General features: G+C 60.2%; 21 protein-coding genes. 9 read left to right on the top strand and 12 right to left on the bottom strand.

The genetic code is table 11. From position 1 onward, the window contains the following. Together BLT89_RS13540 and BLT89_RS13535 are read right to left on the bottom strand one after the other, a co-directional pair. Positions 1-1389 carry an aldehyde dehydrogenase family protein gene (locus tag BLT89_RS13540; protein WP_090196410.1) on the bottom strand — a complete coding sequence of 463 codons (1389 nt, stop codon included), beginning with the start codon at positions 1387-1389 and terminating at the stop codon, positions 1-3. Between the two features lie 25 nt (positions 1390-1414). Continuing rightward, complete coding sequence (locus BLT89_RS13535; protein WP_090196407.1) at positions 1415-2782, bottom strand: glutamine synthetase family protein; 1368 nt, start codon at positions 2780-2782, stop codon at positions 1415-1417. Between the two features lie 151 nt (positions 2783-2933). Between BLT89_RS13535 and BLT89_RS13530 the strand changes: the two genes are divergently transcribed. From BLT89_RS13530 to BLT89_RS13515, 4 genes are all read left to right on the top strand, one after another. Further along, the gene (locus BLT89_RS13530) at positions 2934-3443 is read left to right on the top strand and encodes a TRAP transporter small permease subunit (RefSeq protein WP_172829135.1); all 510 of its coding nucleotides are present in this window, start codon (positions 2934-2936) and stop codon (positions 3441-3443) included. Then, entirely contained in the window at positions 3440-4765 is a 1326-nt protein-coding gene (locus BLT89_RS13525) for a TRAP transporter large permease (RefSeq protein ID WP_090196404.1), read from the top strand. The genes BLT89_RS13530 and BLT89_RS13525 overlap by 4 nt, the downstream gene beginning before the upstream one ends. Before the next feature lie 144 nt (positions 4766-4909). After that, positions 4910-5962 (top strand): TRAP transporter substrate-binding protein DctP, encoded by a 1053-nt coding sequence (dctP, locus tag BLT89_RS13520; protein ID WP_090196402.1) that lies wholly within the window; start codon positions 4910-4912, stop codon positions 5960-5962. Positions 5963-6141: 179 nt separating this feature from the next. Continuing rightward, on the top strand, positions 6142-7968 hold the full coding sequence (locus BLT89_RS13515) for a long-chain-acyl-CoA synthetase (RefSeq protein ID WP_090196399.1): 1827 nt from the start codon (positions 6142-6144) through the stop codon (positions 7966-7968). A 6-nt stretch (positions 7969-7974) separates the two neighbouring features. Here the strand turns inward: BLT89_RS13515 and BLT89_RS13510 are convergent, their stop codons facing one another. The 3 genes from BLT89_RS13510 to BLT89_RS13500 all read right to left on the bottom strand — a co-directional run bounded on the left by BLT89_RS13510 (position 7975) and on the right by BLT89_RS13500 (position 11411). Next, entirely contained in the window at positions 7975-9099 is a 1125-nt protein-coding gene (locus BLT89_RS13510; protein WP_090196397.1) for a methyltransferase, read from the bottom strand. A gap of 906 nt (positions 9100-10005) precedes the next feature. After that, positions 10006-10410, bottom strand: a complete 405-nt coding sequence (locus tag BLT89_RS13505; protein ID WP_157718876.1) for a phasin family protein — start codon at positions 10408-10410, stop codon at positions 10006-10008. A 230-nt stretch (positions 10411-10640) separates the two neighbouring features. Then, positions 10641-11411 (bottom strand): hypothetical protein, encoded by a 771-nt coding sequence (locus BLT89_RS13500; RefSeq protein WP_090196393.1) that lies wholly within the window; start codon positions 11409-11411, stop codon positions 10641-10643. Positions 11412-11707: 296 nt separating this feature from the next. Here BLT89_RS13500 and BLT89_RS13495 point away from each other — a divergent pair, with 296 nt between their 5' ends. Next, entirely contained in the window at positions 11708-12493 is a 786-nt protein-coding gene (locus BLT89_RS13495) for a hypothetical protein (protein WP_157718875.1), read from the top strand. Positions 12494-12525: 32 nt separating this feature from the next. Here BLT89_RS13495 and BLT89_RS13490 read toward each other — a convergent pair whose 3' ends face one another. Beyond that, on the bottom strand, positions 12526-14043 hold the full coding sequence (locus BLT89_RS13490; RefSeq protein ID WP_090196380.1) for an AhpA/YtjB family protein: 1518 nt from the start codon (positions 14041-14043) through the stop codon (positions 12526-12528). Positions 14044-14175: 132 nt separating this feature from the next. Between BLT89_RS13490 and serB the strand changes: the two genes are divergently transcribed. Then, the gene (serB, locus tag BLT89_RS13485; protein ID WP_090196375.1) at positions 14176-15390 is read left to right on the top strand and encodes a phosphoserine phosphatase SerB; all 1215 of its coding nucleotides are present in this window, start codon (positions 14176-14178) and stop codon (positions 15388-15390) included. A gap of 60 nt (positions 15391-15450) precedes the next feature. Here the strand turns inward: serB and BLT89_RS13480 are convergent, their stop codons facing one another. The 5 genes from BLT89_RS13480 to rsgA form a co-directional block, all read right to left on the bottom strand. Continuing rightward, on the bottom strand, positions 15451-17505 hold the full coding sequence (locus BLT89_RS13480; RefSeq protein ID WP_090196372.1) for an EAL domain-containing response regulator: 2055 nt from the start codon (positions 17503-17505) through the stop codon (positions 15451-15453). A 63-nt stretch (positions 17506-17568) separates the two neighbouring features. Next, entirely contained in the window at positions 17569-19380 is a 1812-nt protein-coding gene (locus tag BLT89_RS13475) for a molecular chaperone (RefSeq protein ID WP_090196369.1), read from the bottom strand. 133 nt (positions 19381-19513) lie between these two features. Further along, the gene (gene asd, locus BLT89_RS13470; RefSeq protein ID WP_090196367.1) at positions 19514-20365 is read right to left on the bottom strand and encodes an archaetidylserine decarboxylase; all 852 of its coding nucleotides are present in this window, start codon (positions 20363-20365) and stop codon (positions 19514-19516) included. Positions 20366-20501: 136 nt separating this feature from the next. Then, positions 20502-21317 carry a rhodanese-like domain-containing protein gene (locus BLT89_RS13465; protein ID WP_090196365.1) on the bottom strand — a complete coding sequence of 272 codons (816 nt, stop codon included), beginning with the start codon at positions 21315-21317 and terminating at the stop codon, positions 20502-20504. A 107-nt stretch (positions 21318-21424) separates the two neighbouring features. After that, entirely contained in the window at positions 21425-22456 is a 1032-nt protein-coding gene (gene rsgA, locus BLT89_RS13460) for a small ribosomal subunit biogenesis GTPase RsgA (protein ID WP_090196364.1), read from the bottom strand. Positions 22457-22577: 121 nt separating this feature from the next. Between rsgA and orn the strand changes: the two genes are divergently transcribed. After that, the gene (gene orn / locus BLT89_RS13455; RefSeq protein ID WP_090196361.1) at positions 22578-23120 is read left to right on the top strand and encodes an oligoribonuclease; all 543 of its coding nucleotides are present in this window, start codon (positions 22578-22580) and stop codon (positions 23118-23120) included. Here the strand turns inward: orn and queG are convergent. Continuing rightward, a complete protein-coding gene (gene queG, locus BLT89_RS13450) occupies positions 23117-24202 on the bottom strand; it encodes a tRNA epoxyqueuosine(34) reductase QueG (RefSeq protein WP_090196357.1) in 1086 nt (361 codons plus the stop codon). The genes orn and queG overlap by 4 nt on opposite strands. A 61-nt stretch (positions 24203-24263) precedes the next feature. On the opposite strand from queG, the gene BLT89_RS13445 reads away from it, so the two are divergent. Next, entirely contained in the window at positions 24264-25763 is a 1500-nt protein-coding gene (locus BLT89_RS13445; protein WP_090196355.1) for an NAD(P)H-hydrate dehydratase, read from the top strand. A gap of 26 nt (positions 25764-25789) precedes the next feature. Further along, complete coding sequence (tsaE, locus tag BLT89_RS13440) at positions 25790-26224, top strand: tRNA (adenosine(37)-N6)-threonylcarbamoyltransferase complex ATPase subunit type 1 TsaE (RefSeq protein WP_090199029.1); 435 nt, start codon at positions 25790-25792, stop codon at positions 26222-26224. Position 26225: the final 1 nt, after the last annotated feature.

Genomic DNA, 26225 nt, shown 5'->3' with positions numbered 1-26225 from the left:
TCAGAGGCTGTGGCGCAGGTGGAAGGATTTGGCGCGGGTCAGGTGTTCGTAGCCGATGCGTGACAGGCTGACTCCGCGGCCGCTGTGCTTGACGCCGGTCCAGGCCAGTGCCGGATCCAGATAGTCGCAGCGGTTCATGAACAGGGTGCCGGCCTCGATCTGCTGGCTGAGGTCTTCACAGCGTGCGAGGTCCTGACTCCACAACGAGGCAGTGAGGCCGAAGGGGCTGTCGTTCATCAGGCCGACTGCCTGTTCGTCGCCGCTCACCGGCATGATGCCGACCACCGGGCCGAAGCTTTCTTCGCGCATCACCGCCATGCCATGGTCGACGTTGACCAGTACCTGCGGTGCCAGATAGGGGCTGTCCACTGCGTTGGCGGTGAAGCTGGCCGGATCGATCAGTGCGCGGGCGCCGCCGGCACAGGCCGCGGCGATCTGCTGGCGGACGAAGGTCGCCGCCGAGGTGCGCACCAGTGGCCCGAGGGTGGTGGCTTCCTGCAGCGGATTGCCCAGCACATACTGGCGGGTCAGTTCGACAAAGGCCTCGACGAAGGCCGGGTAGATCGCCTGGTCGACATAGATGCGCTCGATGCCGCAGCAGCTTTGCCCGGAGTTGAAGAAGCTGCCGTCCACCAGATTTTCCACTGCGTGCTGCAGATTGGCATCGGCCCGCACATAGGCCGGGTCCTTGCCACCGAGTTCCAGGCCCATGCCGATGAAGTGACCGGCGGCGGCACTTTCCATCAACTGGCCACCGTGCACCGAGCCGGTGAAGTTGACCTGTTGCACATGCCCCGAGGCGATCAGTGCAGCGGTCTGGCCGTGATCCAGTACCAGGTTTTGGAACAGCCCGTCCGGCAAGCCGGCGGTGCGGAAGGCCTGGGCAAAACGCTCACCGACCAGCAAGGTCTGGCTGGCATGTTTGAGCAGCACGGCGTTGCCGGCCATCAGCGCCGGGATGATGGCATTCACCGCGGTCAGGTAGGGATAGTTCCATGGCGCCACCACCAGCACGGTTCCCAGCGGCTCGCGGCGGATGTAGCGCTTGAAGCCGTCGATGGGCGGCGGCACGACATCAGCCAGTGCCTCGCTGGCGATGCTGATCATGTGATTGGCGCGTTCGGCAAAGCCGCGCAACTCGCCGGCGCCGTAGCGCACCGGGCGGCCCATCTGCCAGGCCAGCTCCGGCACTATCTGTTCCTGCATGGCCAGCATCGCCTCTACCGCTTTCAGGCAATACAGGGCGCGGGCCTCGACCGGCAGCTGGCGCCAGTCGCGCTGGGCATCACGGGCAGCGCGCAGGGCCTGGTCGAGTGCCTGGCTGCTGGTCAGCGGGCGTTCGGCATACAGGCTGCCGTCAACCGGTGAAATCAGTTGAATACTGTTCATCGGGTCTCCTCGAAAAAGGGCTGTGTCAATAACGTTCAAAACCGCGCTGCAATTCCCAGTCGGTGATTCGCCGGTCGTATTCCTGTTGCTCCCAGCGCGCGGTGTGCAGGTAGTGCTCGACCACCGGATCACCCAGCGCGGCACGCAGCATTTGCGAACGATCCAGTGCGGCAGCCGCATCACGCAGGGTCTTGGCCACCTCCGGCAGCTTGTCGTTGCCGTAGGCATCACCGGCAAAAGGCTCGGGCAATTCCAGCTGCTCGTCGATGCCGGCCAGACCGGCAGCAATCAGTGCCGCGAAGGCCAGGTAGGGGTTGAGGTCGGCACCGCCGATGCGGCACTCGATGCGGATCGCCTTGCTGTTTTCGCCACACAGGCGGAAGCCGGCGGTGCGGTTATCGCGACTCCAGATCGCCCGCGTCGGTGCAAAGGTGCCGGCCTGGAAGCGCTTGTAGGAGTTGATGTAAGGCGCCAGGAAATAGGCGATGTCGCCGGCATACCTGAGCTGGCCGGCGACCCACTGGCGCATCAGCGCGGACATGCCGTAGGGCGCCTGCGGGTCGTGGAACAGCGCCTGTTTGCCGTCCAGACTCCACAGCGAGTTGTGCACATGGCTGCTGGAGCCGGCCAGGTCATAGCGCCATTTGGCCATGAAGGTGATGGCTTTGCCCTGCAGCAGGGCGATTTCCTTGCAGGCATGCTTGATCAGCACATGGCGGTCGGCCATGGCCAGCGCCTCGGCATAGCGCACATTGATTTCCTGCTGGCCGGGGCCCCATTCGCCCTTGGAGTTTTCCACCGGGATGCCGGCGGCCTGCAGGTGTTTGCGAATGGCGCGCATCACCGGTTCTTCACGGCTGCTCTGCAGGATGCCGTAGTCCTCGATGTGGTGGTTGATGGTGCGCGGATTCAGGTAGTGGTTTTCATGGATGCTGTCGTAGCTCTGGTCGAACAGATAGAACTCCAGCTCCGAGGCGAACATGCCCTGATAACCGCGCTCGGCGAGCCGGGCGAGCTGCCGCTTGAGTATGCCGCGCGGGCTGTGGGCCAGGTCCTGATGATGGTGGTCCTGCACGTCGCAGAGCACCAGCGCGGTGCCTTCCAGCCAGGGCAGCAGGCACAGGGTGCTCAGGTCGGGCTTGAACACGAAGTCGCCGTAGCCCTGCTCCCAGCTGGCGGCGGCGTAACCGGGCACCGGCTCCATGTCGATATCGTTGGCCAGCAGGTAGTTGCAGCCATGGGTTTCCTCGTAACCGCTGTCGAGAAAGAATTCGACCTGAAAACGCTTGCCGATCAGCCGCCCCTGCATGTCCACCATGCACGCCAGCACGGTATCTACCCTGCCGGCGCTGGCCAGTTCGCGCAGTTGCTCAAGGGTCAGGGAAGCGGTCATGGAAGTACCTCCGGTTAGCGTTTGCAGGGCGGCGAAATGACGGTCGTTTGATACTAGCCGACAAATCTCGGACAGGCGTTAGCGGTTCGGGCTTGCATTTGCAAAATTTCGTCTAGTCTCACTTTCAGGCTTTTGTCTGGAAGTCCTGGTTATGCTGAAAGCGATGCGGCTGTACGTGCGTCAGGTCGAGCGGATGAACCGGTTCATCGGTCGCTGCAGCATGTACCTGATTTTCGTCATTCTGGCGGTACTGCTGTATTCCTCCTTCAGCAAGGCGCTGTTCGATCCTTCCAGCTGGACCCTGGAAATGGCCCAGTTCCTGATGGTCGCCTACTTCCTGCTCGGTGGCGCTTACTCCATGCAACTGGACGACCATGTGCGCATGGACCTGCTCTACAGCCACTGGAAACCGCGCACACGCACCATCGTTGATCTGCTCACCGTTGGCTTCCTGATCTTCTATCTGGTCCTGCTGTTGTATGGCGGCATTTCCTCGACCCAATACGCCTTGGAGTACGACGAGACCAGCTACTCCTCCTGGTCGCCGCGGATGGCACCGATCAAGATCATCATGGTCATCGGCATCGCGCTGATGTTGCTGCAGACCATAGCGATGTTATTTCGCGACATCGCGATGTTGCGTGGGGAGCCGATCGAGTGAACCACAATCTGATTGCGTTGCTGATGTTCTCCTCGATGATGCTGTTGTTGCTCACCGGCAAGCGGGTGTTCGGCGCCATCGGGTTCGTCGCTGCCGCTGCGGCACTCATGCTGTGGGGCGACGGTGGTGTCGAGTTGCCGTTCAGCGCGGCAATGAAGCTGATGAAGTGGTATCCGCTGCTGACCCTGCCGCTGTTCGTGTTCATGGGCTACATGCTCTCGGAATCGGGCATCGCCGATGACCTCTACCGCATGTTCCACGTATGGATGGGCCCGGTAAACGGCGGCCTGGCCATCGGTACCGTTAGCCTGATGGTGGTGATTTCGGCGATGAACGGCCTGAGCGTGGCCGGCATGGCCATCGGCGCCAGTATTGCCTTGCCGGAATTGCTGCGACGAGGTTACGACAAGATCATGGTCACCGGGGTGGTGCAGGCCGGCAGTTCGCTGGGCATCCTCATTCCGCCCAGTGTGGTGCTGGTGCTCTACGGCATGATCGCGCGCCAGCCGGTCGGTCAGTTGTGGCTGGCCGGGGCTCTGCCGGGGCTGCTGATGGCCACGCTGTTCGTGCTCTATATCACCGTTCGCTGTTACTTCAATCCTGCGCTGGGGCCAGCGCTGTCCGTGGAAGAGCGGCAGCAAATCAGCTGGAAAGAAAAGTTCAGCCTGTTGCGCGCAGGCATAGTGCCGCTGCTGATTTTCTTCTGCATGACCGGGCTGTTTTTGATGGGCTACACCAGTCTGGTGGAAAGTTCGGCGGTAGGTGCCGGCTCGGCCTTGCTGGCGGCACTGTTCAAGGGCCGGCTGACTGCCAAGGTGATGGAGGAAACCCTGCGCAAGACCCTGGGCATTACCTGCATGTTCATGTGGATCATTCTCGCGGCGCTGTGCTTCGGTGCGGTGTTCGACGGTCTCGGTGCGGTCAAGGCGATTGAAAACCTGTTCATTGGCGAGATGGGCCTGAGCCCCTGGCAGATTCTGATCCTCATGCAGCTGTCCTTCGTGGTGATGGGCATGTTCCTCGACGACACCGCCATGCTGGTGATTGTCGCGCCGCTCTATGTGCCGCTGGTGGGCAGCCTCGGTTTCGATCTGATCTGGTATGGCGTGCTCTATACCATCACCTGCCAGATCGCCTATCTGACCCCACCGTTCGGTTACAACCTGTTCCTGATGCGCGCCATGGCCCCGCCAGAGGTGACCCTGCGCGATATCTATGCCTCGGTGACGCCCTTCGTGCTGATCATGCTGCTGACACTGGGGCTGGTGATGAAGTTTCCCGAGATCGCCCTGTGGCTGCCGAGATTGAATTACGGAGGCTGAGCAAAGTATCGAGCGGAACCGCAATGCTGATCTGTGATCGCAGCAGCGGCGCCGCAACAGAGCACCAAGGGGCCGGTTCGATGCCTGCCGGCCCGCTGCTGTGGACTTGACAGGCACCCGCATGAACGGAACTGGAGAATCACCATGAGCACAAGACGCGACTTCATCAAGACGGCGGCGATTGCCGGCGGTGCAGTAGGTACTGCAGCCCTTGGCTCGGCGCATATCTATGCCGCCGAGCCGAAGAAAATCGTCTGGCGATTGCAAACCTACGCCGGCCCGGCGCTGGCCGAGCACGTGATCAAACCGTCGATCGACCGCTTCAACCAGGTGGCGCAGGGGCAGATGGAGATCCAGCTGTACTTCGCCGACCAGCTGGTGCCCACCGGTGAGCTGTTCCGCGCCATGCAGCGCGGCACCATCGATGCGGTACAGAGCGACGATGACTCGATCGCCGCCCCGGTGGACATCGCCGTATTCGGTGGCTACTTCCCGTTTGCCACCCGCTACAGCCTGGATATTCCGGTGCTGTTCAACCAGTACGGGCTCAACGAAATCTGGGAAGAAGCCTACAATGAGGTCAAGGGCGTTACCTGGCTTGGCGCCGGAGCCTGGGACCCGTGCAACTTCGCTACCGTGGAGCCGATCAAGAGCCTGGCCGATCTCAAGGGCAAGCGCATCTTTACCTTCCCCACTGCCGGCAAATTCCTCTCGCGCTTCGGCGTAGTGCCGGTGACGCTGCCCTGGGAAGATGTCGAGGTGGCCATGCAGACCGGCGAGCTGGACGGCATCGCCTGGTCAGGCATCACCGAGGACTACACCGTCGGCTGGGCCAACGTCACCAAGTACTTCCTGACCAACAACATTTCCGGCGCCTGGTGTGGCTCCTATTTTGCCAACTCGGACAAGTGGAACGAGGTGCCACCGCACCTGCAAAGCCTGTTCAAGCTGTGCATGGACAGCTCCAACTACTACCGGCAGTACTGGTACTGGGGTGGCGAGGCGAGCCTGCGGGTGAATGGCGACAAGCTCAAGCTGACCACCATTCCGGATGCCGAATGGGCTACGGTGGAGAATGAAGCGCACAAGTTCTGGGACGAGATCGCCAAGACCAGCCCGCGCTGCGCCAAGGTGGTGGAAATCTTCAAGAAGTACAACGCACTGATGACCAAGGCGGGGCCGCCCTATCGCTACTGATGCATTCGCTGCAAGCAAGCCGCGCTTTTGTGCGGCTTTTTTTTTGCCGCCGATTGCGCCAGCAGCGGTCAAGGGCAGGGCGTGCTTTTGCCCCCATTGCGTTAGCCTCATCTGCTTTACTGCAAGCAGGCCGTTGTTGATTACTGCAGCGGCCGGCCTCCGGAATTACTGTGAGCACCATGAGCCAATCCGATCTGATCTCGCCTGTCCGTTTCCTCGCCCGTATGCACGGCACGCTCTGGCGTCTGCCGCGCATGACCCGCGGCATGTATTACTCGACCCTGAGCAATCCGCAAAAGACCCTTTCGCTGGGCTGGGCGCTGGAGCAGGCAACGCGGCTGAATCCGGACTCTGCGGCGGTGGTGGATGAAAGCCGCCGGCTCAGCTACCGGCAGTTCAATGCCTGGGCCAACCGCCTGGCTCGGGCACTCAAGGCCGATGGCGTGCAGCATGGCTCGGTGGTGGCGGTGATGCTGGAGAACCGTCTTGAACAGCTGGCCCTGCTTGCCGCACTGGCCAAGCTGGGTGCCATCGGCGCGCTGATCAATACCACCCAGCGCGGCCAGGTGCTGGTGCACAGCCTCAATCTGGTCAAGCCGGTATTTTTCGTGATCGGCGAGGAACTGCTGGATGCCTTCAAGGAAGTACGCAAATCCGTCGATGGCGCCCGGCACGGCTGTTACTGGTTGAGCGATAGCGACACCTTGCAAAACCCCGGCAAGGCGCCCGCCGGTTGGGCCAATCTGGCTGCACTGGCGCAGGACCAGAGTGATCTCAACCTGCCCGACAGCCAGCAGGTAAGGCTCAAGGATGCCTGCTTCTACATCTACACCTCGGGTACTACCGGCATGCCGAAGGCGGCGGTGATCAGTCACAGCAAATGGATCAAGGCCTATGGCGGTTTCGGTCTGTCCGGGCTCGGGCTGGACAACACCGATGTGCTGTACATGACCCTGCCGCTGTATCACAGCAATGCAGTGCTGGTCAGCTGGAGCTCGGTACTCGCCGGTGGCGCGACGCTGGCGCTGCGGCGCAAGTTTTCCGCCAGTGCCTTCTGGAAAGATATCGACAGGTACCAGGCCACCTGCTTCTGTTACATCGGCGAGCTGTGCCGCTACCTGCTCAACCAGCCCGAATGTGCCGAAGAAAAGAACAACAGCCTGACCAGCATGATCGGCAACGGCTTGCGCCCGGCGATCTGGGCCGAGTTCAAGAACCGCTTCGGCATAGAGCGGGTGGTCGAGTTCTACGGCTCCAGCGAGGGTAATCTGGCCTTCGTCAACCTGTTCAATTTCGACAACACCGTCGGTTTCTCACCGGTCAATTACGCCGTGGTCCAGTACGATCTGGAAAACGATCAGCCACTGCGCGATGCCCGGGGCTACATGCAGAAAGCCCGGCTCGGCGAGCCGGGGCTGCTGCTGGGAGAAATCAGCAAACTGGCACCGTTCGAAGGCTATACCGATCCTGCCAAAAGCGAGGCGGCGATCCTGCGCAATGTGTTCAAGCAGGGTGATGCCTGGTTCAACACCGGCGACCTGATGCGTGACCTGGGTTGCAATCACGCGCAGTTCGTCGATCGTCTGGGCGATACCTTTCGCTGGAAGGGCGAGAACGTCTCCACCAATGAAGTGGAAAGCCTGCTCGGCGCCTTTCCCGGCATCGAGGATGCGGTGGTCTATGGCGTGGAAATTCCGCAGACCAATGGCCGTTGCGGCATGGCGGCACTGCGCCTGAGCGCCGGTACCCGGCTGGATGAACCAGCGCTGGCCGCCTATCTGGACCAGGCCATGCCGTCCTATGCCGCGCCGGTATTCATCCGCCTGCTCGGTGAGGTGGATGTCACCGGTACCTTCAAATACAAGAAATCCGACCTGAAAAAAACCGCCTACGATCCGGCACAGACCAGCGATCCGCTGCTGGTGCGGCTGCCGGGCAGCAAGGTTTACCAACCTTTGAGCAAAACCCTCTACGGCAAAATTCACAAAGGTGATTACCGCTTCTGAGAGCTGCTACTTGATGGCCTTGAGGATGACGAACTTGGGTGTCGCGGCCACCTGCTCGACACCGCGGAACAGGCGCTTGAGTTTGCCGTGGTAACCCAGATGGCGGTTGCCGACTATCCATAATTCACCACCGCGCACCAGCGCCGCTTTGGCCTGGGTGAACATGCGCCAGGCGAGCAAGTCACCGACCACCTGCTGTTGATGGAAGGGCGGATTGCACAGCACCAGATCCAGTGATTCGGCTGCCTGTCCGGCCAGGCCGTCGTCGGCGCGGATAGTCACTGGTCGCTGGCCAAGTGCGGCACGCCAGTTCTGTGCTGCCGATTGCACGGCCATATAGGACTCGTCGACCAGCGTCAGTTCGGCAGCCGGATTGGCCAGCGCAAACACGATGCCCAACACCCCGTTGCCGCAACCCAGATCAGCGACCCGCAGTGGCCCTAGGCTGCGTGGCAGATGCGGCAGCATGGCGCGGGTACCGATATCCAGACCTTCGCGGCAGAACAGGTTGGCGTGGTTGAGCAGCTGCAGCGGCGGTTGTTCAAGCTGATAGCGGGTCGGGTAGGGCGAACGGACGGCTGGTTTGTCGGCCGGGGTGACAAACAGCAGGCGCGCCTTTTTCACCGCCAGCGAGGCCTGCAGCGGACCTATGTACTTCTCCAGCAACTCGCCGGCACTGCGCGGCAGATGCTTGAGCATGGCCCCGGCAATCACCCGGGCGCCGGGCGCCAGTTGCCCGTGCAGGCGGATCAGCTGTTCTTCCAATAACGCCAGGGTCTTTGGCACACGGATCAGCACCAGATCAAACGGGCCGCTGACGCTGTCGCTGGCCGGCACGAAGGTCACGCTGTCCGCTGTCAGCCGGTTGCGTTCCAGGTTTTTCTGCAGGGCGATAAAGCCCAGATGCGAATCGCCGCTGGAGGTCAGCCGGCAGTGTCCGGCCAGACTGCAGGCCAGTGCGCCGAAGTGGTCGTTCAGCAGCAGCACGCGGCTATCGGCCGCCAGCCCTTGCCCATGCAAATGATTGAGCAGGTACTCGTCCGCAGCATCAAACGCCTGCAACGGCTCGTTCGCCTGCTCCGGCTGGCGCAGCAGATCGAGTTGGGCAAATGCGCTGGTGAAGAGTGCCATGCGGCCGGTCATCCTGATTACGGGCCGGCAGTATGCCGCGAGTGGTCGGCAAGATCATCTGAATTGTTGATCTGAAGCGGCTACTAAGTCGATTGCGGACATTGCTGCAAATAAATCAGTCACCTTTTTCTGAGAGAGGGAAATAATTTTGCACTTAATCAGGCCTGTGGTACTTATTTTCCTATGTGTCAGGGAGGGCCGATTAGTAATTTTATGAATCAAATTCCTGGAATTAATGCTGTGGCAACCATACATGAATCATGGTTAAAAGGACTTTGGAATAATATGTCTGACTTCGTGAATTACGGAACAATGATTCCGGCAGGTATCGTAGGTTACGGTGCTTTGTACAATAAATATCGCGTGCTAGGTGGAGTGGTTAGTGAAAAGGAATAGCTATGCATTTATTTTAATTTTGTCAGGGTGTTTGTCTGGGCATGCGAATTGGGCTTACATTCAAGACGATATGGTTGGAACTAATCTAAATCGGCATTATTGGCCGCCACTGTGTGAGTCTAATTGCCTGTCAAGTCTATGGTCTGCGGCAGCTGATAATAAAAACAAATTTGATGATGTGGTGGCTGATGGCGCCAATACTAGGTACTACGTTACCTGGCTTCCTGGTTGCCAGTATTCTGTTCTTGTTGATCCGGGAGGAATTATTTTGTCGTGGCGGTATGAAGTTGCTAGTGATGATAAATGCATTGTCTGGTAATGCTTTTATAATTCTGGCATAAAATTTACAAGCCGTACTTAATTATCTGCTACGGTTTTTTTGGAGGTTATGGCATCCACAAAACACGGGGCTTATCTGAACGTAAAACGCCCGACGCAGAGCGCCAGGCGTTTTAACTTACAAAGCAGAACGGCTGACCAAGGCCAGCCGTTCTGTCTTACTACAATTGCTTAGGCTTTAGCTGCAACGCGTGGTTTTGCGGCAGCACGTACCGGAGCCTTTTTGGCGGCAACTTTTGCCTGCACTTTCACAGCGGCCTTTTCAACAATCTTGGCATCAGCCTTGATGGTTTTCTTGGCAGTTGCTGTCAGTTTGTTGATCTGCTTGTTGACGGCTTTAACCTGCTCGTCGATCAGTTGCTTGGCTTTCTTCTCCAGGCCTTCACCCGACTTGACCAGATCCTTGAAGATTACTTTGCTGGTCTTGACTACTTCGTTGTAGCTTTTGCGGCGCTGCTGGCTGGTTGTGCCGTACAGTCCGAGACCGGCGAGATAAACCTTGTGAGAATACGCTCTAACGTCAGCGATGATTTCTTTCGGGGTAGTTACTGGCTTGCTAGTGATTGCTTTAGTCATGGTACACCTCAGATTGGATAGGGTTTGAAACAGTGGCCATTTGTCAGGCATGTGTTGAGGTTACCGGGCAGAAATAGAAAACACATACTAAAGGCACATATTAATTTATCGCGATGAAATGGAATGGATACGCGTCCGTATGGTTTTGCGGTTACAGGCTGGCTGTAACCGGCCAAAATAGTCCCGATATCATCCGGGTCATGCTGCCCTGAAATAATTCAATCAGGCTGTCAGGGCAAAGGCTGTTGGGTGTCCAGATGGAAGTTGTAACCATCCCCGCGCTGCGCATACAGCTGCGGCAGGTAATAGTTGAGCATGCTGACTTCCTCGACCTGATGACGTTCCCACTCGCGCAGCATGTGTTCGGTGAACACGGTATGCCGCAGCAGGTAGTTGAGGATTGGGCCGATGACGGGCCAATCAACACCGATCAGGCTTTCTACACGGTACTGGCTGCCGCCCGGGGTGGCGTTGAAGATGTGGCGGATTTCGCCCATTTGTACCCCGGCCACTTCCGGGTGGACCGTGAGACCCGCTGCGGAAATGCTGATTACGCGCCCGGCACCCTCGCTGTTATGCGGGCCAAACCATTCGCGGCGTGCCACCAGTGAGCCTTCGCCCATGCCGGGCGAGCCATCGGTAGCCGGTTCTACGACCCATAGCTGGCCGTGCTCGGTGAGATGGAAGATATGGTAGAGCGGGTAGGTGGTGCCGTTGATCTCGACGGTCGAGATGGGTAATACCCGGTACCACCAGGCGAGCATTTCAGGGGTGATACCGATCAGCGGCAGATGGTCGATTTCCAGCTGTATCTGGCCATTGGGCAGGGTCTGGTGCGAGAAGTGCGCCTGGCGATAGTCAGCGACTGCCCAGGGCAGGTTGCGTGGCGCGTCGTGCTGCCAGGTCGGGCGCATGGCGAGCCACGCAGCCAGCAGTAACAAGACGCAAATGCCGAGCAGAAGCAGATTGCGTAGATGCCGCGCTGGTGTTGTTGATGACATGGCTTCTCCTGAAATTCACTCTGACGGGAGGTTCGCGGGTTGATGGCATTCGCTGGCGGCCAGTGCTGTTTTGGGCAGTGCCGGAGTCAGTGACTCCGGCAGACTCTGGCGCAGTTGCTCTGCTTTAATTAACCGCAAAGGGAGTAAGGCATCTGCCTTGCGGCTCCTTCGGTATTTTTAAGGTTATCTATTTTCCGGTTTGCGGGGTGGAAAAAATGACAGTGGCTGGTTGGGCATCAGGTCTGGTTTGTCTGGTTGTCACTGGCAGTGCATGGGCGGCACCCCCGCCTTCGCCAATGCAGACGCGTTCTGCCATACCGGTCTCCGGGCCGATGCTGAGCGCCTACGCGGCCAGTTTTTCTGACATGAAGCTGGATGAGGTGAAGAATTTTGACGGCTGGACGGGCGGTGTCGGCTTCGCTTTGCCGGTATTCGAGTTTTCCCAGCTGACGTTGAATGCGCCGCTGTATACCAACGGTGATGCCAAGGCGACCGCAGAGCCCGGGGAGGAGTCCTATGGGCCGGTGACTGCGGGCAATTATCCGAATCTGGATATCGAGGGTGATGGCGGCGTTTGGGATTACACCACGCTGGAATTCCAGTCGCAGATATGGAACGAAACCGATCATGCCTATGTACTGGGCTGGTACGGCGGCTTTGGCCAGGTACGCAAGACGCTGGATGCCAGGCATGACGGCAGGAGGTACGACATCATCAACCACAAGGGTGATGTATATCTGGCCGGCTTGCTGGCTGAGGGTCAGAGCAGTTGGGGCCGCTGGTATGCCAATACCGGCGTGCGCGCGTACAGCAAGAGTGATGACCTCAACCCCGATCACAGTGATGACTTCACCGTGGCTGATCTGCGTTTGGCCAACCGCTTTGCACCCTGGGCAGAAAATCTCTATCCAGTGCTGGAGGCGAGTTATCTGGGCGACTTTTCCGGAGTCAACCAGACGTCTTTGATCCCCGAGTTGCTGTATGCGCCCAGTGCTATGATCAATCTCAAGACCGGTTTGACCCTTGGTGCCGGAGGCGGCAACCAGTTTGGCGGGCAAGCGGAAATCGACTTCTTTTTCTGACGATTGCTGCCTGGCGCAGAGGTGAAGCGCGATCAGTGGCGGCTTTCGTGCAATCTCGCCAGTTGCCGTTCAAGCAGCGCCGGGTAGGGCTCAAGCAGACGCTCTACACAGCTGGCGCCCTGCGGGCTGGTGATCGAGCGGATGCGTGCGCGCTGGCGTAACAGCGGGTCTTCTGCAACGGCCTGTTCCAGCAGCAGCAGATTGCGGCTGTGCTGGCTGAGGGCCAGGGCATTTTGAGCACTTTCACTGAGCAGCAGATCCCCTTGACTCAGCTCGGTGAGGTTTGCGCCAAGGGTGAGGCCAAGCTGCAACTGCAGGGTGATACCACTGTCGGCAACTTCTATCTGCAAGGCATGACCCAGGGCGCGCATCAGTTCGCCACAGCACATGGCGTGCGTCAGGTAGTCTTCGCCGCTGCGGTTGCTGTCGAACAGCAGCAGGCTGCTGCCATCATTGAGCGTATGCAGGGTGCCCTGATAGAGGTTGGCGATCTGCTCCAGGCAACCGCGGTAGCTTTGCAACAACTCCATCAGACGCGCGCGCGGCAAGCGCCGCAGTTGCTCCTGTGCGCCAAGTTGTATGGCGAGCACTGCACAGCGGGTTGTCACCCTGGGGCTGGGGGCGATTTTTGGCGCCATGGCCTCGGCTTCGGCGCGCAGATCGGCAAACGGATCTTCTTCCTGTGCCGGGTGCAGATAGCTGTCCGGCTCGTCGTCATTGTCCGGGCTGTCAAAGCTGGGGTCGCGCAGATTGCGAATTTCGAAGGTTGGTCCGTCGTCTTCATCGACGAAGTCTTCGTCTTGCAAGCCGTCATCGGCAAGCTCGCCGTTATCGGCATGCAGTTCCGGCTCTTCGGCAGGCTCTACCAGCAGGTTTTGCAATTGCCTGGCTATATCGCCAATTTCATCCTGGCGCCCGGAACCTGGTGCCGGATCATCCGGGTCACGTAGCCAGACGCGCAATTGCAGCAAAGGTGTGGAGAGGTTGCGACCCAGCCGCAGGCTCAGGTACAGCGAGAGGATCAGCAAAATCCCGCCCAGCAGTCCCATGCTTTGCAAACTGATGTTCATCGGCTTGTTGAATTGCTGCATGTCCAGCGACATGCGCAGATTACCGGCGATCACTTCCTGGAAGGTTATCGGTTTGGTAAACAGGCCTTCGGTTTCGCCAAGGAAATCACGCTTGGGCCGTGAGCCGGCCTCGGCCAGAATGCGGTTGTCCACGCTATAGATGGCGGCGTGCGAGACCAGCGGGTTCTTTTCCAGATTGCTCAACAGTACATTCAGGCTGAGCGTGTCATTGGCAACCAGCAATTCGGTTGCCGAAGCCGCGGTCTGGGTAACCAGGCTTTGACCAATGGCTTCGGCCTGCTGATGCATGGCATTGTTGAATTGCATGCCCATCACCCAGGCACAGATAAGCAGTGCGAGGCTGACCAGCAGCAGGCTGTGGCTGGCAATGCGCAGGGTCAACGGAATACGCCGGTAGCGCACTGCATTGAACAGCAACAGAAAGAAATTGTCGGGCTTGACGGATTTGGGCCGGGTCACGGGGCGCGGCTCTTCTCTTGAGAAACAGGCGCGCAGTATAGCGGTCGGCGTTTACGCGGCAAAGCGCCGTGACTGCCTGTGGAGAGCCGATTGCAGGTAGAATGGCGGCCTGCACACTGCGGAGAAACAGCCTTGCGTGAAATCGTCCTGATCAACATCACCGGTGAAGACCGTCCGGGCCTGACTGCTGCCATTACCGGCGTATTGGCTCAAGGAGGGGTGAACATCCTGGATATTGGCCAGGCAGTCATCCATGACACGCTGTCATTCGGCATTCTGGTGGAAATGCCGGATAACCAGACATCGCCTTCGGTGCTCAAAGATGTGCTGTTTACCGCCTACAAGCTGGATCAGCAGGTACGTTTTACTCCTGTTGCGGAAGCCGATTATCAACATTGGGTGAGTGCCCAGGGCAAGCCGCGCTACATCGTCACGCTATTGACGCGCAAGGTGACTGCCGAGCAGTTGCATCGGGTCAGCAGCATTACCGAACGCTATGGCCTGAACATTGATCATATTGATCGTCTTTCCGGCCGCATGCCGCTGGACATGCCGGAGCAGCAGGGCAAGGGTTGTATCGAGTTTTCTGTGCGGGGCGAACCCGAGGATGCAGCAGCATTGCGTATGGAGTTTCTCGGCGTGGCCCAGGAGCTGAACGTCGATATTGCCTTCCAGCGCGACTCGCTGTTCCGGCGTAATCGCCGCCTTGCGGTCTTCGATATGGATTCGACGCTGATCCAGGCCGAAGTGATTGATGAACTGGCCAAGGCTGCCGGTGTCGGTGAGCAGGTAGCGGCCATTACCGAGCGGGCGATGCATGGCGAGCTGGATTTTCGTGCCAGCTTCAAGGAGCGTCTTGCCCTGCTGGAGGGGCTGCCGGAGTCCGTACTGGAAGAGGTCGGTGCATCATTGCGCTTGACCGAAGGTGCCGAAACCCTGTTCGCCGAACTCAAGCGGCTGGGTTACAAGACGGCCATTCTGTCCGGCGGCTTCAGTTATTTTGCCCGCCAGCTGCAGCACAAGCTGGGCATCGATTATGTGTATGCCAACGAGCTGCAGATAGTCGATGGCAAGCTGACCGGGGTGGCGGTAGAGCCGATTGTCGATGCCCAGCGCAAGGCCGATCTTCTGCAGCAACTGGCTGAAAAAGAAGGCCTGCGCCTTGAGCAGACCATCGCCGTGGGCGATGGCGCGAATGACTTGCCGATGCTCGGACAGGCCGGTCTCGGAGTAGCCTTCAGGGCCAAGCCGCTGGTCAAGCAGTCAGCCAAGCAGGCCATTTCCACTCTGGGGCTGGATGGCATTCTGTATCTGCTCGGTTTTCGCGATCGCGAGGGTCAGGACTGATCGATCAGGTTGCAATAAAAAAGCCGTCGCAGTGCCGACGGCTTTTTTATTTGCGGTGTTTTATTCATCGCCCGAAGAAAACTCGTAGTTCATTTTCGGGCTGGGGCCCTGGAGGAAGTAGCCCTGGATGTAGTTCACCCCGGTCTGCCAGAGTGCGGCCATGGTTGAGGCGGTCTCGACCAGAGGCACTATGGTCAGTTTGGCTTGCGCGTGCAGACTGGCCAGCAGGACTTTCAGTGCTTCGAGGTTTTCCGGGTTGCCCAGATCCTGACTATAGGAACCATCGACTTTTACAAAGTCGACGCTCAGGTGCTTGAGCGTATTGAAGGGATTGGCGGCACAACCGAACTGGCTGAGCGATACCTTGCAGTGCAGTTCGGCCAGGCCCTGGGTCAGGGCTTTGGCCTGCTTCAGGTATTGAACGGCATCCGTCTCGTTGAGCTGGATAATCAGCGCGTCAGCCGGCAGGCGCGCGGCCTTGAGTGCCAGATTAAGCCAGGGCAACAGCGTCTGGTCTTGCAGGCTGGCGCCGGAGAGGTGCACGAACAGGCTGGTGTTATGCCCATTGCTGCGGTGCTCGGTGAGTTTCTTGATCGAGTTGAGCACGACCCAGCGATCGATTTTCTCGCTCAACCCTTCGGCGTTTGCCGCCGCAATGAATTCGTTGGGCGGAACCTCTTCACCTTGCGGGCTCAGCATGCGTACCAGTACTTCGTATTGCTCATCGCCATCGCCATGCAGGCTTACGATCGGCTGGAACAGCAGACGGAACTGATCGTTATCCATGGCGTGCTGGATCATCGCCGCCATGTCGCCGCGACTGGCTGCAGCCTTTAACTCATCGGCAGGATCGAACAGCTTCAGTGCGTTGCCTTCTTTCAGTTCGTCGGCACAGCGATGTGCGCGGTCGATGATCTCCTGGGAGCGGGTGGTTTGCTCATCCAGCGAGGCAACTCCGATCGACAGGGTGATCTGCACGGTTCGCCCGTCGGCATCAAAAAGGTGGGTTTCAACTTTCTTGAGCAGCGCCCTGAGTGCGGCTTCGGTCTGTTCGGGAGACTGGTCCGGAATCAGGGCAGTGAATGCGTCATCGGAAAAGCGTGCCAGCTGAACCTGTTCCGGGAAATGTTCGCGCAGCATTTTGGCCAGATCGGCGAGCAGCAGATCCATGCCGGCAATACCGGTGCTGGCGAGCAAGGCGGACTGCCCGTCAACCCGCATGAAGGCGAGGCTGGCGGCCTTGCCTGACTGAACCGAGCGATCCAGGGCTTTGTCCATGAGCTCGATGAAGTGGTGCCGATTGAACAGGCCGGTTACCAGGTCTTCATTGGCTACCGGTGAGCCATGGGCGCTGGTCTCGCGACGGATCACCACCTGAATGCAGGGTTCACCGTCAAAGGCAGCCGGCGAAAAGCTCATGCGGGCGCTGAAGGTTTTACCGTCGGCAGCGGTACCGTGGAAGCCCAGATCGCTGGCTTCATCCTCCTCACGGTAATTCTTCATGAAGTCCTTGAACGCCGTCTGGTCTTTGCCGGACACCAGATCAATCATTGGCACGCCGGCCAGTTCGTCGGCGTCTTCGTAGGCGAACAGTGCCAGATAGCTGCGGTTGGCATAGATGTGCATGCCATCGTGAACGTAGGCGATGGCGTCTACTGAGCTGTCGAGCAGCAACTGGCAGCGCTTTTCGGCTTCACGCAAAGCCATCTCGGCCGCACGCTTGCCGCGACGATCCTCCAGGCTGGCCAGGTCGCGATTGGCCTGCAATACCAGCAACTCGTCCTCACCTTGTGGCAGGGCAGAGCTGGCGCCGAGCATCATGGCTTCGGTGATCGCGTCAAAGTCGGGGCCATCAACCAGCTGGATGACCGGTATGTCCTTGGCCAGCCGGCGAATGATCGACACGGCCTCGTTTGGCGGCAGGTTTTCGCTGCTTGGAGCGGCAATCAGCAGATCCCAGGTTTGCTGGAGTACTTCCTGCAGATCCTCTGCGGATGTCAGGCGATGGACGCGGGTGGACCGGCCGGAATTGCGAAACAGGCTGACGAGACGTTCAGCTTCGTTTTGCGAATCTTCGAGGATCAGCAGGCGAATGGTCTTTTTATCGATGGACATCTGGGGTAATCAACGAGCGTGGAGTCGCGGAGAAAGGGAGCAGAGCGGCACGGTGTCCGCAATCTACAGTGACTTCCAGAGCGAGTCAAAATCATCCGCGCCGGGAAGGCCGCTGGTTGTTTTGTCTGTCTGGGGATGCTGTGTGCCGAGTGGAGCGGCCTGATTATAGTGAAACTCGAACTGGCTGAAGCTGCCGGTAACACTTTGTTTTTCACCCAGAGTCGCTCGTTGCTCCACGCCGTTCAGGCTGATGAGTACCCGGTTGCCTTCCTGGAAAGGCAGGCGCGGGGTGATCAGGCTGGGTGGGCGAGAAATTGCCCTGATCTCGGGTAACAGCAATGCCCGCAGGAACTGGCTGCTCTGCTCGGCCTTGCGGGTCAGCTGCAATCCGCAGGGCTTGGCCGATGGCGCCAGCAGTTCGACACCCATCTGGGTGCCGCCACCGCGAACCTGGCGAATCCAGCGCACCACGGCCAGATTCCAGCTTTTCTGCGTGGTGTCCTGAATGCCCAGCAACTCGCCGGCCTGGAGTTGGCCGGGAACCTCGCGAGGCCAGCTCAGGCGATAGCCGCTTGGACTGTGATTAATCAGCAGCAGGGAATAAACCGGATATTTTTCATTGTCGGCGCCACCGCCAAAGCTGGCGAGTGGAGCATCGGCGCCTTCGTATTGTATTTCCTCGATGGGCTCACCCTGGACCAGCGTGGCGGTGGGCTGTGCGTCAAAGGATCTGGACCAGATATCATTTGCACCGGCCTTGGTGTTCTTGAAGCGGGCGTTGCCGGCATTTACGGGGTTTTTCAGCGAGTCGCCAAAGGCTTTTTCACCAGCCAGATAGTAATGAACCGAAGTCATCCCTATGCAGATTTTGATTTCGCCCTGGGAAGGAATGCGCCGGAAGGCACGTTCGGCAGTGTCACCCCAGGCTGCTCCCAGATGCTGAATATGCTCAAGCTGCAGACGCTCGGTGACCGGCAGGCGGGCCTGGGCTCGCTGGATCTTGTCGGCGTGCAGATATTCGTCAATGGCTGCCAGCAACTGGCCGGGGTTGATGCCGAGCAGGCGCTGCCTGTCAGCATCGGTGAACAGGGACTTCAGGCGCGGCGGGGCATCCTGCTCGAGATCTACCCAGAACTGCGCTGAATCGCTGTCTGCAGTTTCCAGGCGGACCAGTGGCGCCCAGGCAATCATGACTTCGGCCAGACTGGCGATAGCATTCTGGCGCATCTGGTTGGTGCGGGCACAACCGAGCATCAGGGCGGCAATATAGGTGTGCTCAACCGTTTGTGCTGTTTTGAAGTTGCTCAGCGGGTCTGCAATCGGCAGATTCTGCAGCTCAAAGTGGCAGGCGATCCGGTAGAGCAGATGCATTTCCAGCCAGAGGCCGTCAGGCACCGGGCAGTAAAGTTGGCAGGAGCGCACCAGTGGGCCGAGCATGCTGGCCAGGCTGCGCTCGATGGCAGTGGCCAGTTGCTGGGTCTGCTCTTTGCGCAATTGCTCGGCTTCCTGGGCGACGATCAGCTTGTAGCCGATGCCCAGATGGTTCTGTAGTGCCTGGCAAAGGTTGGCAACCTTGCGCGGGCGCTCTTCCAGAACGACCGACTGATTGAGAAAGTGCTTCTCCAGATGCTTGCAGACAAACAGGACCTCCGGACGCAGCAGCTCCATGAGGCGCATGCGATTGGCGCCGGGTGTCTGCAGTTGATTGAGTTCCGCAAGGCACTGGTAGAGCAGGCGGGCCGTTTCGCCAAGGTTGGCTTTTGGCAGGCTGGCGATCCATTTGCCCATGGCCTGTGGGCTGGCATCACAAAATGACAAGGACTGCTTGTCGAGAGTGGGAATACGCAACTGCAAATGCGGACTCGGATTACCCATGTGAATTTCTAGCTCCATAGCCTGTGGCAGGATTATGCCCGCCACATTTTTTCTGAACTCTAGCAGACCCCGGATTGCACTGCGCCATTTGCGCAGCCTGCAGTCTGGCCTGCTGTGAAGTTTGCGAAAATTCCTACTGGCCCATCTGCTGACCCATCCGCACACTGCTGCCTGCGACCAGCTCTCCGGCCCAATTTACCTGATCCGGGCCAAACAGCACGATGGCCGTCGAACCGAGTTTGAAACGGCCCATTTCCGCGCCTTTCTGCAGGGTGATCGGCTCGCGGGCGGCGGCGTCATAGCGCTGGGTTTTCAGCTCCCGCTTGGGCGGAGTTACCAGCCCGGCCCAGACCGTCTCGATGCTGGCCACAATCATTGCGCCGACCAGCACCACAGCCATCGGGCCACGCTCGGTATCAAACAGACAGGCGACCCGTTCGTTGCGGGCAAACAGGCCGGGAACATTCTCGGCAGTGGTCTGGTTGACCGAAAACAGCCGGCCGGGAATGTAGACCATCTCGCGCAGGGTGCCGGTCAGTGGCATGTGTACCCGGTGGTAGTCCTTGGGGGACAGGTAAACGGTAGCGAACTGGCCGCCCATGAAGGGTGCTGCGCGTTCTGCGTCACCGCCGAGCAGGGCGGTCAGGCTGAAGTCGTGGCCTTTGGCCTGAAACAGCCGGCCATGTTCAATCGGGCCAAGCTGGCTGATCGCCCCGTCGGCCGGGCACAGCACGGCATCGGCGGCTTCAGCCAGCGGGCGGGCGCCGTCTTTCAGGGCACGGGTAAAAAAGGCATTGAAGTGCTCGTAGGCGGTAAGGTCCTCAACCAGCGCTTCACTCATGTCAACCTGGTAGCGGCGGGCAAACCATTCGGTGAAGGTGTTCTTCAGCCAGGGTTGGCGACACTCGGCAATGCACCCGGCCAGCCGCGAGAGCAGGTGATGCGGCAACAGGTACTGACTGAGAATGAATAGACGGTCTTTCATGTGTGTTCCTTGCTAGCGATGGCGCGAGAGTCTTCTGCAGGCGTTTGCCGGCATCGGGCTTGAGGCGGATGGGGCAGTTTACCGTGCTTGGCGCGGATTGCCCTGCATCTTTTGCCCGTGTCCCGCTCAGGCAGACTCAGCTTTCCACGGGTGTATCGGGATGATTGCCCCATTCCGACCAGGAGCCGGCATAGCCCTTGACCCGCGGATAGCCCAGGGCCTTGGCCGCCAGATAGGTAAAACCGGAGCGATGATGGGTCTGGCAGTGGGTGATGACTTCTTTGTCGGCGGTTATGCCGAGTGCGTTCAGAATCTCCTGCATATCCTCGCGGATACGCAGGCTGCGGGCCTGGTCCATGCCGGCGGTCCATTCGAAATTGATCGCGCCGGGGATATGTCCGCCTTTGGCTGCCAGCACCTTGCTGCCGCTGTATTCAGCCGGACTGCGGGCGTCCCAGATTGCCAGGTCGCTGGCGCCGAGCCGGCTCTGCAGGTATTCGCGGGTTGCCGTGGGTTCGCCATGCAGGGTCAACGCCAAGGCTGCGTTATGGGCGGCGGGAATCTCCTGTGACAACGGCAAGCCTTCGCCAAGCCAGGCATGCAGTCCGCCATTCAGGTAATGGTAATTGTGGTGCCCGATCACATCGAGCAACCAGATGAAACGTCCGGCCCAGCCGCCACCCTCATCGTCATAGACCACGTACACCGCATCCCGGTGGTGTCCCAGTTCAGCAAACAGGGCTTCCAGGTCGGCCTGTGCCGGCAGCAGGCCGGGCGCTGGCGGCAATCCGAGCTGTATGCGCCTGGGGTCAACAAAGCGGGCACCGGGAACATGGCCCTGCGCGTAGCGCTGGCTGCTGGTCAGATCGATCAGGATCAGTGCCGGGTCGGCAAGACGGGTCGCCAGAGTAGTGGGTTCAATCACCAGGGGCAGGGAAGCAAAGCTGGACATTCGGGTCTCCGCTAACAGGGTAAGCGCCAGATTGTAGTGGAAGACCATCAAATGGGTGTATCGGGTAGGGTTTGTCTGCCACTGGCGACATGGAAAGTCGCGACTGCTCAGTATTCTGCCTGCGGCAGGCTGGCCAGGATATGCCGGTAGCTGGCCATGCGCTGTGGCTGGATGCGGCCTTCCTCGAGTGCCTTGAGTAGCGCACAGCCGGGCTCGCGATCGTGCTTGCAGTCGCGGAAACGGCAGGTGCCGAGCAAGTCGCGGAATTCGATGAAGCCGGCTTCGACATCGTCACGACTGACGTGGCCCAGGCCGAATTCGCGAATGCCGGGGGAGTCGATCAGCTCGCCGCCGCCGGGAAAGTGAAACAGCCGCGCCGTGGTGGTGGTGTGCGTACCCTTGCCGGTCAGTTCCGAAAGTGCACCGACGCGGGTGTCGATGCCTGGCAACAGGCTGTTGACCAGCGAAGACTTGCCGACTCCGGACTGCCCGACAAACACACTGACATGCCCGTCCAGTTGCTGGCGCAATTCGTCCATGCCCGCGCCCTGGTGGGCCGACACCTCCAGCAGTGGGTAGCCCAGCGTGCGGTAGGTATCCAGCAGCCGGTCGAGCGCGCTGGCGTTTTCTTCGTCCACCAGGTCGGCCTTGTTCAGCAGCAGCAGCGGCTGGATGCCGGCGTGCTCGGCAGCCACCAGATAGCGGTCGATCAGGTTGGCATGCGGGTGCGGTAGCGGGGCAAAGACGATGACGATCAGGTCGACGTTGGCCGCTACAGGTTTCAGCTGGTTGCGCGTGTCGGGGCGGCACAGCTCGGAGCTGCGTGGCAGTTGCGCGACAATCACGCCACTGCCCTGATTGCCGGCACGCCAGACCACGCGGTCGCCGGTGACCAGTTGCGGCAGGTTGGCGCGCAGGTGGCAGCGCATGATCTGTCCGCTGTTTTCGCCTTCCAGCGCTTCCACTTCGACCTGTACGCCAAAGTGGGCAATCACCAGCCCGGTCTGTTCCGGGCCCAGATCGCCGCCTTCCAGCTCGTCCAGCGCCCTGGATTCCCGTTTGGCCGCTCTGGCCGCGCGTTCGCCCTGGACTTTCTCGATGCGCCAGCTCTGGCGGCGGGTGAGTTGGCGCTTGCTCATTGCATAGTCCGGGGTTGGAAACGGCGCGAGTCTAGCACGGGCAAAGCGCCGCACAGAGGCAGACAGGCAGGGAGGCAGGCGAATTGATTACACTGCGTGCATGAACCAAGGAGTGTCATCCATGCAGAACCCCCTGAACCTGATCTGGATCGATCTGGAAATGACCGGGCTGGAGCCCGAAACCGACGTGATTATCGAGATGGCCACCATCGTCACCGACAGTGACCTGAATGTATTGGCCGAAGGGCCGGTCATCGCCATTCACCAGAGCGATGCAGCGCTGGCCGCCATGGATGAGTGGAATACCCGCACCCATGGCGAGAGCGGCCTGACCCGGCGTGTGCGTGAGAGTCGTATCGATACTGCCGAGGCCGAGGCGCAGACCCTGGCGTTTCTGCAGCAGTGGGTGCCTGCGGGCAAGTCGCCGATCTGCGGCAACAGCATCGGTCAGGACCGGCGCTTCCTGTGCCGTTACATGCCGCAACTGGAAGCCTTCTTCCATTACCGCTCGCTGGATGTATCGACCCTGAAAATACTGGCCGAGCGCTGGGCGCCGCAGGTCAAGGAAAGCTTCGTCAAACGCGGCACGCACCAGGCGCTGGATGACATTCGCGAGTCGATCGCCGAGTTGCAGCACTACCGCCAGCACTTCCTGAAGATCTAGTCGACGCTACGCCCGTGCCGCTGCAGCGCCCAGGCCACGTGCTCGCGCACCAGTTCCGAGGGGTCGTTGCGGCGCAGTTGCAGTGCTTCGATCACGGCGATGGTGCCGGGGGCGTTGCCCAGGCCTACTGCCAGATTGCGCGACCAGCCGATATAACCGGTGCGGCGGATCGGTGAGCCTTCGGTGCGGCTGAGAAACTCGTCTTCCGTCCAGCGAAACAGCGCGGCCAGATCGGTGCTGTCGAGATGGTGCCGTGGCAGGAAGTCGGTCTGGCTGGTCGGTTTGGCAAAGCGGTTCCACGGACAGACCAGCTGGCAGTCGTCACAACCAAACACGCGGTTGCCGATCAGCGGGCGCAGCTCCAGCGGAATGCTGCCTTTCAACTCGATGGTCAGGTAGGAAATGCAGCGCCGCGCATCCAGTACATAGGGGCCGACAAACGCGGCAGTGGGGCAGATGTCCAGGCAGGCCGTGCAGCTGCCGCAGTGTTCACTGCTGTGCGCGGCATCGACGGGCAGGGGAATGTCGACAAACAGCTCGCCAAGAAAGAACCAGCTGCCGGCCTGGCGGTTGAGCAGCAGGGTGTTTTTGCCGATCCAGCCAAGTCCCGCCTGTTGCCCTGCAGCTTTCTCCAGTACCGGTGCACTGTCGACGAAGGCGCGGTAACCCAGCGGGCCGATCTGCTGCTGGATGCGTTCGGCCAGTTGCTGCAGGCGCTTGCGAATCAGCTTGTGGTAGTCACGGCCCAGGGCATAGCGTGAAATGTACGCAGTTTCCGGTGCCTTCAAAGCCCGGATCATCTGGGTATCGCCCGGCAGGTAGTCCATGCGCAGGGAAATCACCCGCAGGGTGCCGGGCACCAGCTGCTCGGGATGACTGCGTTTGCTGCCATGGGCTGCCATGTAATCCATTTCGCCCTGATAGCCGGCGGCCAGCCAGCTTTCCAGGTGCCCGGCATGCTCGCCCAGATCGACATCGCTGATGCCCACCTGCTGAAAACCCAGCTCACGGCCCCAGGCGCGAATGGAGTCGGCCAGCTCGGCGAGTAAAGGTGCATCGGCTGATGTGTAAGAGACTGACATGCGAAGCGGAAACCTTGACGGGTGCAGGTATAATTCTGCCAGACATCGGAGCTGACCACGCATGCCGGATTCACAAGAACATTTACCCCAGCAGGTTTACAGCGCCGCCCAGGTGCGCGAGCTGGATTCCCGGCTGATTGCCGCCGGTACGTCTGGCTATGAGTTGATGCAGCGTGCTGCCCACGCCGGCTGGCGTGCCTTGCGCCAGCAGTGGCCGGCGGCAGGCTGCCTTACCGTATTGGCCGGGCGCGGCAACAACGCCGGCGATGGCTACCTGATCGCCGCGCTGGCGCAGCGTGCCGGTTGGCAGGTACAGGTTCTCGCGGTCGGCGCTCCGGCGCAGTTGCAGGGCGATGCACAGCGGGCTCATGCCGAGGCGCTAGCCAGCGGGGTGGTCATTCAGCCCTGGAGTGAGTGCGCGCCATTGCAGGGTGTGCTGGTCGATGCACTGCTGGGTACCGGCTTGCAGGGTGCCGTGCGCGAACCTTATGCCCAGGCGATCCGGCTGGCCAATGCCAGCGACCTGCCGATAGTGGCGGTGGATATTCCGTCCGGGCTGTGTGCCGATACCGGCTGCGAGCTGGGCGTGGCGATCAGGGCCAGCCTGACGGTGACTTTTGTCGGGTTGAAGCTGGGGCTGTTTACCGGAGCCGGCCCCGATCGGGTCGGCCGTCTGGAGTTTGCCGAGTTGCAGGCTGACCCCCTGGTGCGCGGGGCGGTCGCTACCGTCGCCGAGCGGCTGGCTGCAGGCTCCCTGACCAAGTTGCCGCCGCGCCGGCGCACGACGCACAAGGGGCAGTTGGGCCATCTGCTGGTGATTGGCGGTGATCGCGGCTTTGCCGGTGCGGCCTTGCTGGCGGCTGAAAGCGCCTTGCGCGCCGGTGCCGGCCTGGTGTCACTGGCAACCCGTGGCGAGCATGTGGCTGCGGCGCTGGCCCGGCGCCCGGAGCTGATGTGCGCGCCGGTTGCCTCGGCCAATCAGTTGTACCCTCTGGTGGCGGCGGCGGATGTGCTGGTGGTCGGGCCGGGTCTGGGCCAGATGGCCTGGGGCCGCAGCTTGCTCAGTGCGGCGATAAACGGGCGTCAGGTGCAGGTATGGGATGCTGATGCGCTGAATCTGCTGGCGGCCGGCCAGGCATCGCTGCCGGCAGGCGCGGTGCTGACGCCGCACCCCGGCGAAGCGGCGCGGCTGCTGGGCTGCAGTGCGGTACAGGTGCAGGCGGACCGGCCGGCCGCGGCGCAAGAGCTGGCCCGGCGTTATCAGGCGGTGATTGTGCTCAAAGGTGCCGGAACCCTGATTGCTTCCCCGCAAGGGCAGCTGGCAGTCTGCAGCAACGGGCATCCGGCGATGGCCGGTGCTGGTTTCGGTGATGTGCTGGCCGGGTTGATTGGCGCGTTACTGGCGCAAGGCTTGCCTGCCTATGCGGCGGCATGCCTGGCCGTCTGGCTGCATGCCCGTGCTGGCGAGCAGCTGGCATTACTGGGGCGCGGCATGGCTGCGAGCGATTTGCTGCCAGCCATCCGCGAACAACTGGAGGTTTTTTCACCGTGTCTGGTTTGAGCCTGCAAGTAGAGGGTGAAGAGGCCATGCTGGCGCTGGGCTCGCGTCTGGCAACAGTCTGTGCGGGACATGGCCTGATATTTCTGCGTGGCGATCTGGGGGCTGGCAAAACCACGCTGTCCAGAGGCCTGCTGCGGGGGCTTGGGCACTGCGGGCCGGTCAAAAGTCCGACATTTACCCTGGTTGAACCCTATGAGATCGGCCCGTTGCGGATATTTCACTTTGACCTGTACCGGCTTGCCGACCCGGAAGAGCTGGAATTTCTGGGTATTCGCGATTATTTCGACGAGGATGCGTTATGTCTGATCGAATGGCCCGAGCGCGGCAGCGGGGTTTTGCCAAAGGCGGACCTGGACATTACCATTGACCAGTATGCGGGCGGTCGGAGACTGCAATTGCAGCCAGGCACGGATCGTGGTTTGCTCTGGTGCAGAATGCTCGATGGCCTGTCAAATCAATAAG

The organism is Pseudomonas pohangensis (assembly GCF_900105995.1).
Classification (GTDB): domain Bacteria; phylum Pseudomonadota; class Gammaproteobacteria; order Pseudomonadales; family Pseudomonadaceae; genus Aquipseudomonas; species Aquipseudomonas pohangensis.
Note: the sequence above shows the minus strand (reverse complement) of the source record. Positions and strands in the feature narration are given on the sequence as shown.

Excerpts from the sequence above, each read along its gene's own strand:
- BLT89_RS13540 (WP_090196410.1), bottom strand. The coding sequence starts at position 1,389 with ATGAACAGTATTCAACTGATTTCACCGGTTGACGGCAGCCTGTATGCC.
- BLT89_RS13535 (WP_090196407.1), bottom strand. The coding sequence starts at position 2,782 with ATGACCGCTTCCCTGACCCTTGAGCAACTGCGCGAACTGGCCAGCGCC.
- BLT89_RS13530 (WP_172829135.1), top strand. The coding sequence starts at position 2,934 with ATGCTGAAAGCGATGCGGCTGTACGTGCGTCAGGTCGAGCGGATGAAC.
- dctP (WP_090196402.1), top strand. The coding sequence starts at position 4,910 with ATGAGCACAAGACGCGACTTCATCAAGACGGCGGCGATTGCCGGCGGT.
- BLT89_RS13515 (WP_090196399.1), top strand. The coding sequence starts at position 6,142 with ATGAGCCAATCCGATCTGATCTCGCCTGTCCGTTTCCTCGCCCGTATG.
- BLT89_RS13510 (WP_090196397.1), bottom strand. The coding sequence starts at position 9,099 with ATGGCACTCTTCACCAGCGCATTTGCCCAACTCGATCTGCTGCGCCAG.
- BLT89_RS13505 (WP_157718876.1), bottom strand. The coding sequence starts at position 10,410 with ATGACTAAAGCAATCACTAGCAAGCCAGTAACTACCCCGAAAGAAATC.
- BLT89_RS13500 (WP_090196393.1), bottom strand. The coding sequence starts at position 11,411 with ATGTCATCAACAACACCAGCGCGGCATCTACGCAATCTGCTTCTGCTC.
- BLT89_RS13495 (WP_157718875.1), top strand. The coding sequence starts at position 11,708 with ATGCAGACGCGTTCTGCCATACCGGTCTCCGGGCCGATGCTGAGCGCC.
- BLT89_RS13480 (WP_090196372.1), bottom strand. The coding sequence starts at position 17,505 with ATGTCCATCGATAAAAAGACCATTCGCCTGCTGATCCTCGAAGATTCG.
- BLT89_RS13475 (WP_090196369.1), bottom strand. The coding sequence starts at position 19,380 with ATGGGTAATCCGAGTCCGCATTTGCAGTTGCGTATTCCCACTCTCGAC.
- asd (WP_090196367.1), bottom strand. The coding sequence starts at position 20,365 with ATGAAAGACCGTCTATTCATTCTCAGTCAGTACCTGTTGCCGCATCAC.
- BLT89_RS13465 (WP_090196365.1), bottom strand. The coding sequence starts at position 21,317 with ATGTCCAGCTTTGCTTCCCTGCCCCTGGTGATTGAACCCACTACTCTG.
- rsgA (WP_090196364.1), bottom strand. The coding sequence starts at position 22,456 with ATGAGCAAGCGCCAACTCACCCGCCGCCAGAGCTGGCGCATCGAGAAA.
- orn (WP_090196361.1), top strand. The coding sequence starts at position 22,578 with ATGCAGAACCCCCTGAACCTGATCTGGATCGATCTGGAAATGACCGGG.
- queG (WP_090196357.1), bottom strand. The coding sequence starts at position 24,202 with ATGTCAGTCTCTTACACATCAGCCGATGCACCTTTACTCGCCGAGCTG.
- BLT89_RS13445 (WP_090196355.1), top strand. The coding sequence starts at position 24,264 with ATGCCGGATTCACAAGAACATTTACCCCAGCAGGTTTACAGCGCCGCC.
- tsaE (WP_090199029.1), top strand. The coding sequence starts at position 25,790 with ATGCTGGCGCTGGGCTCGCGTCTGGCAACAGTCTGTGCGGGACATGGC.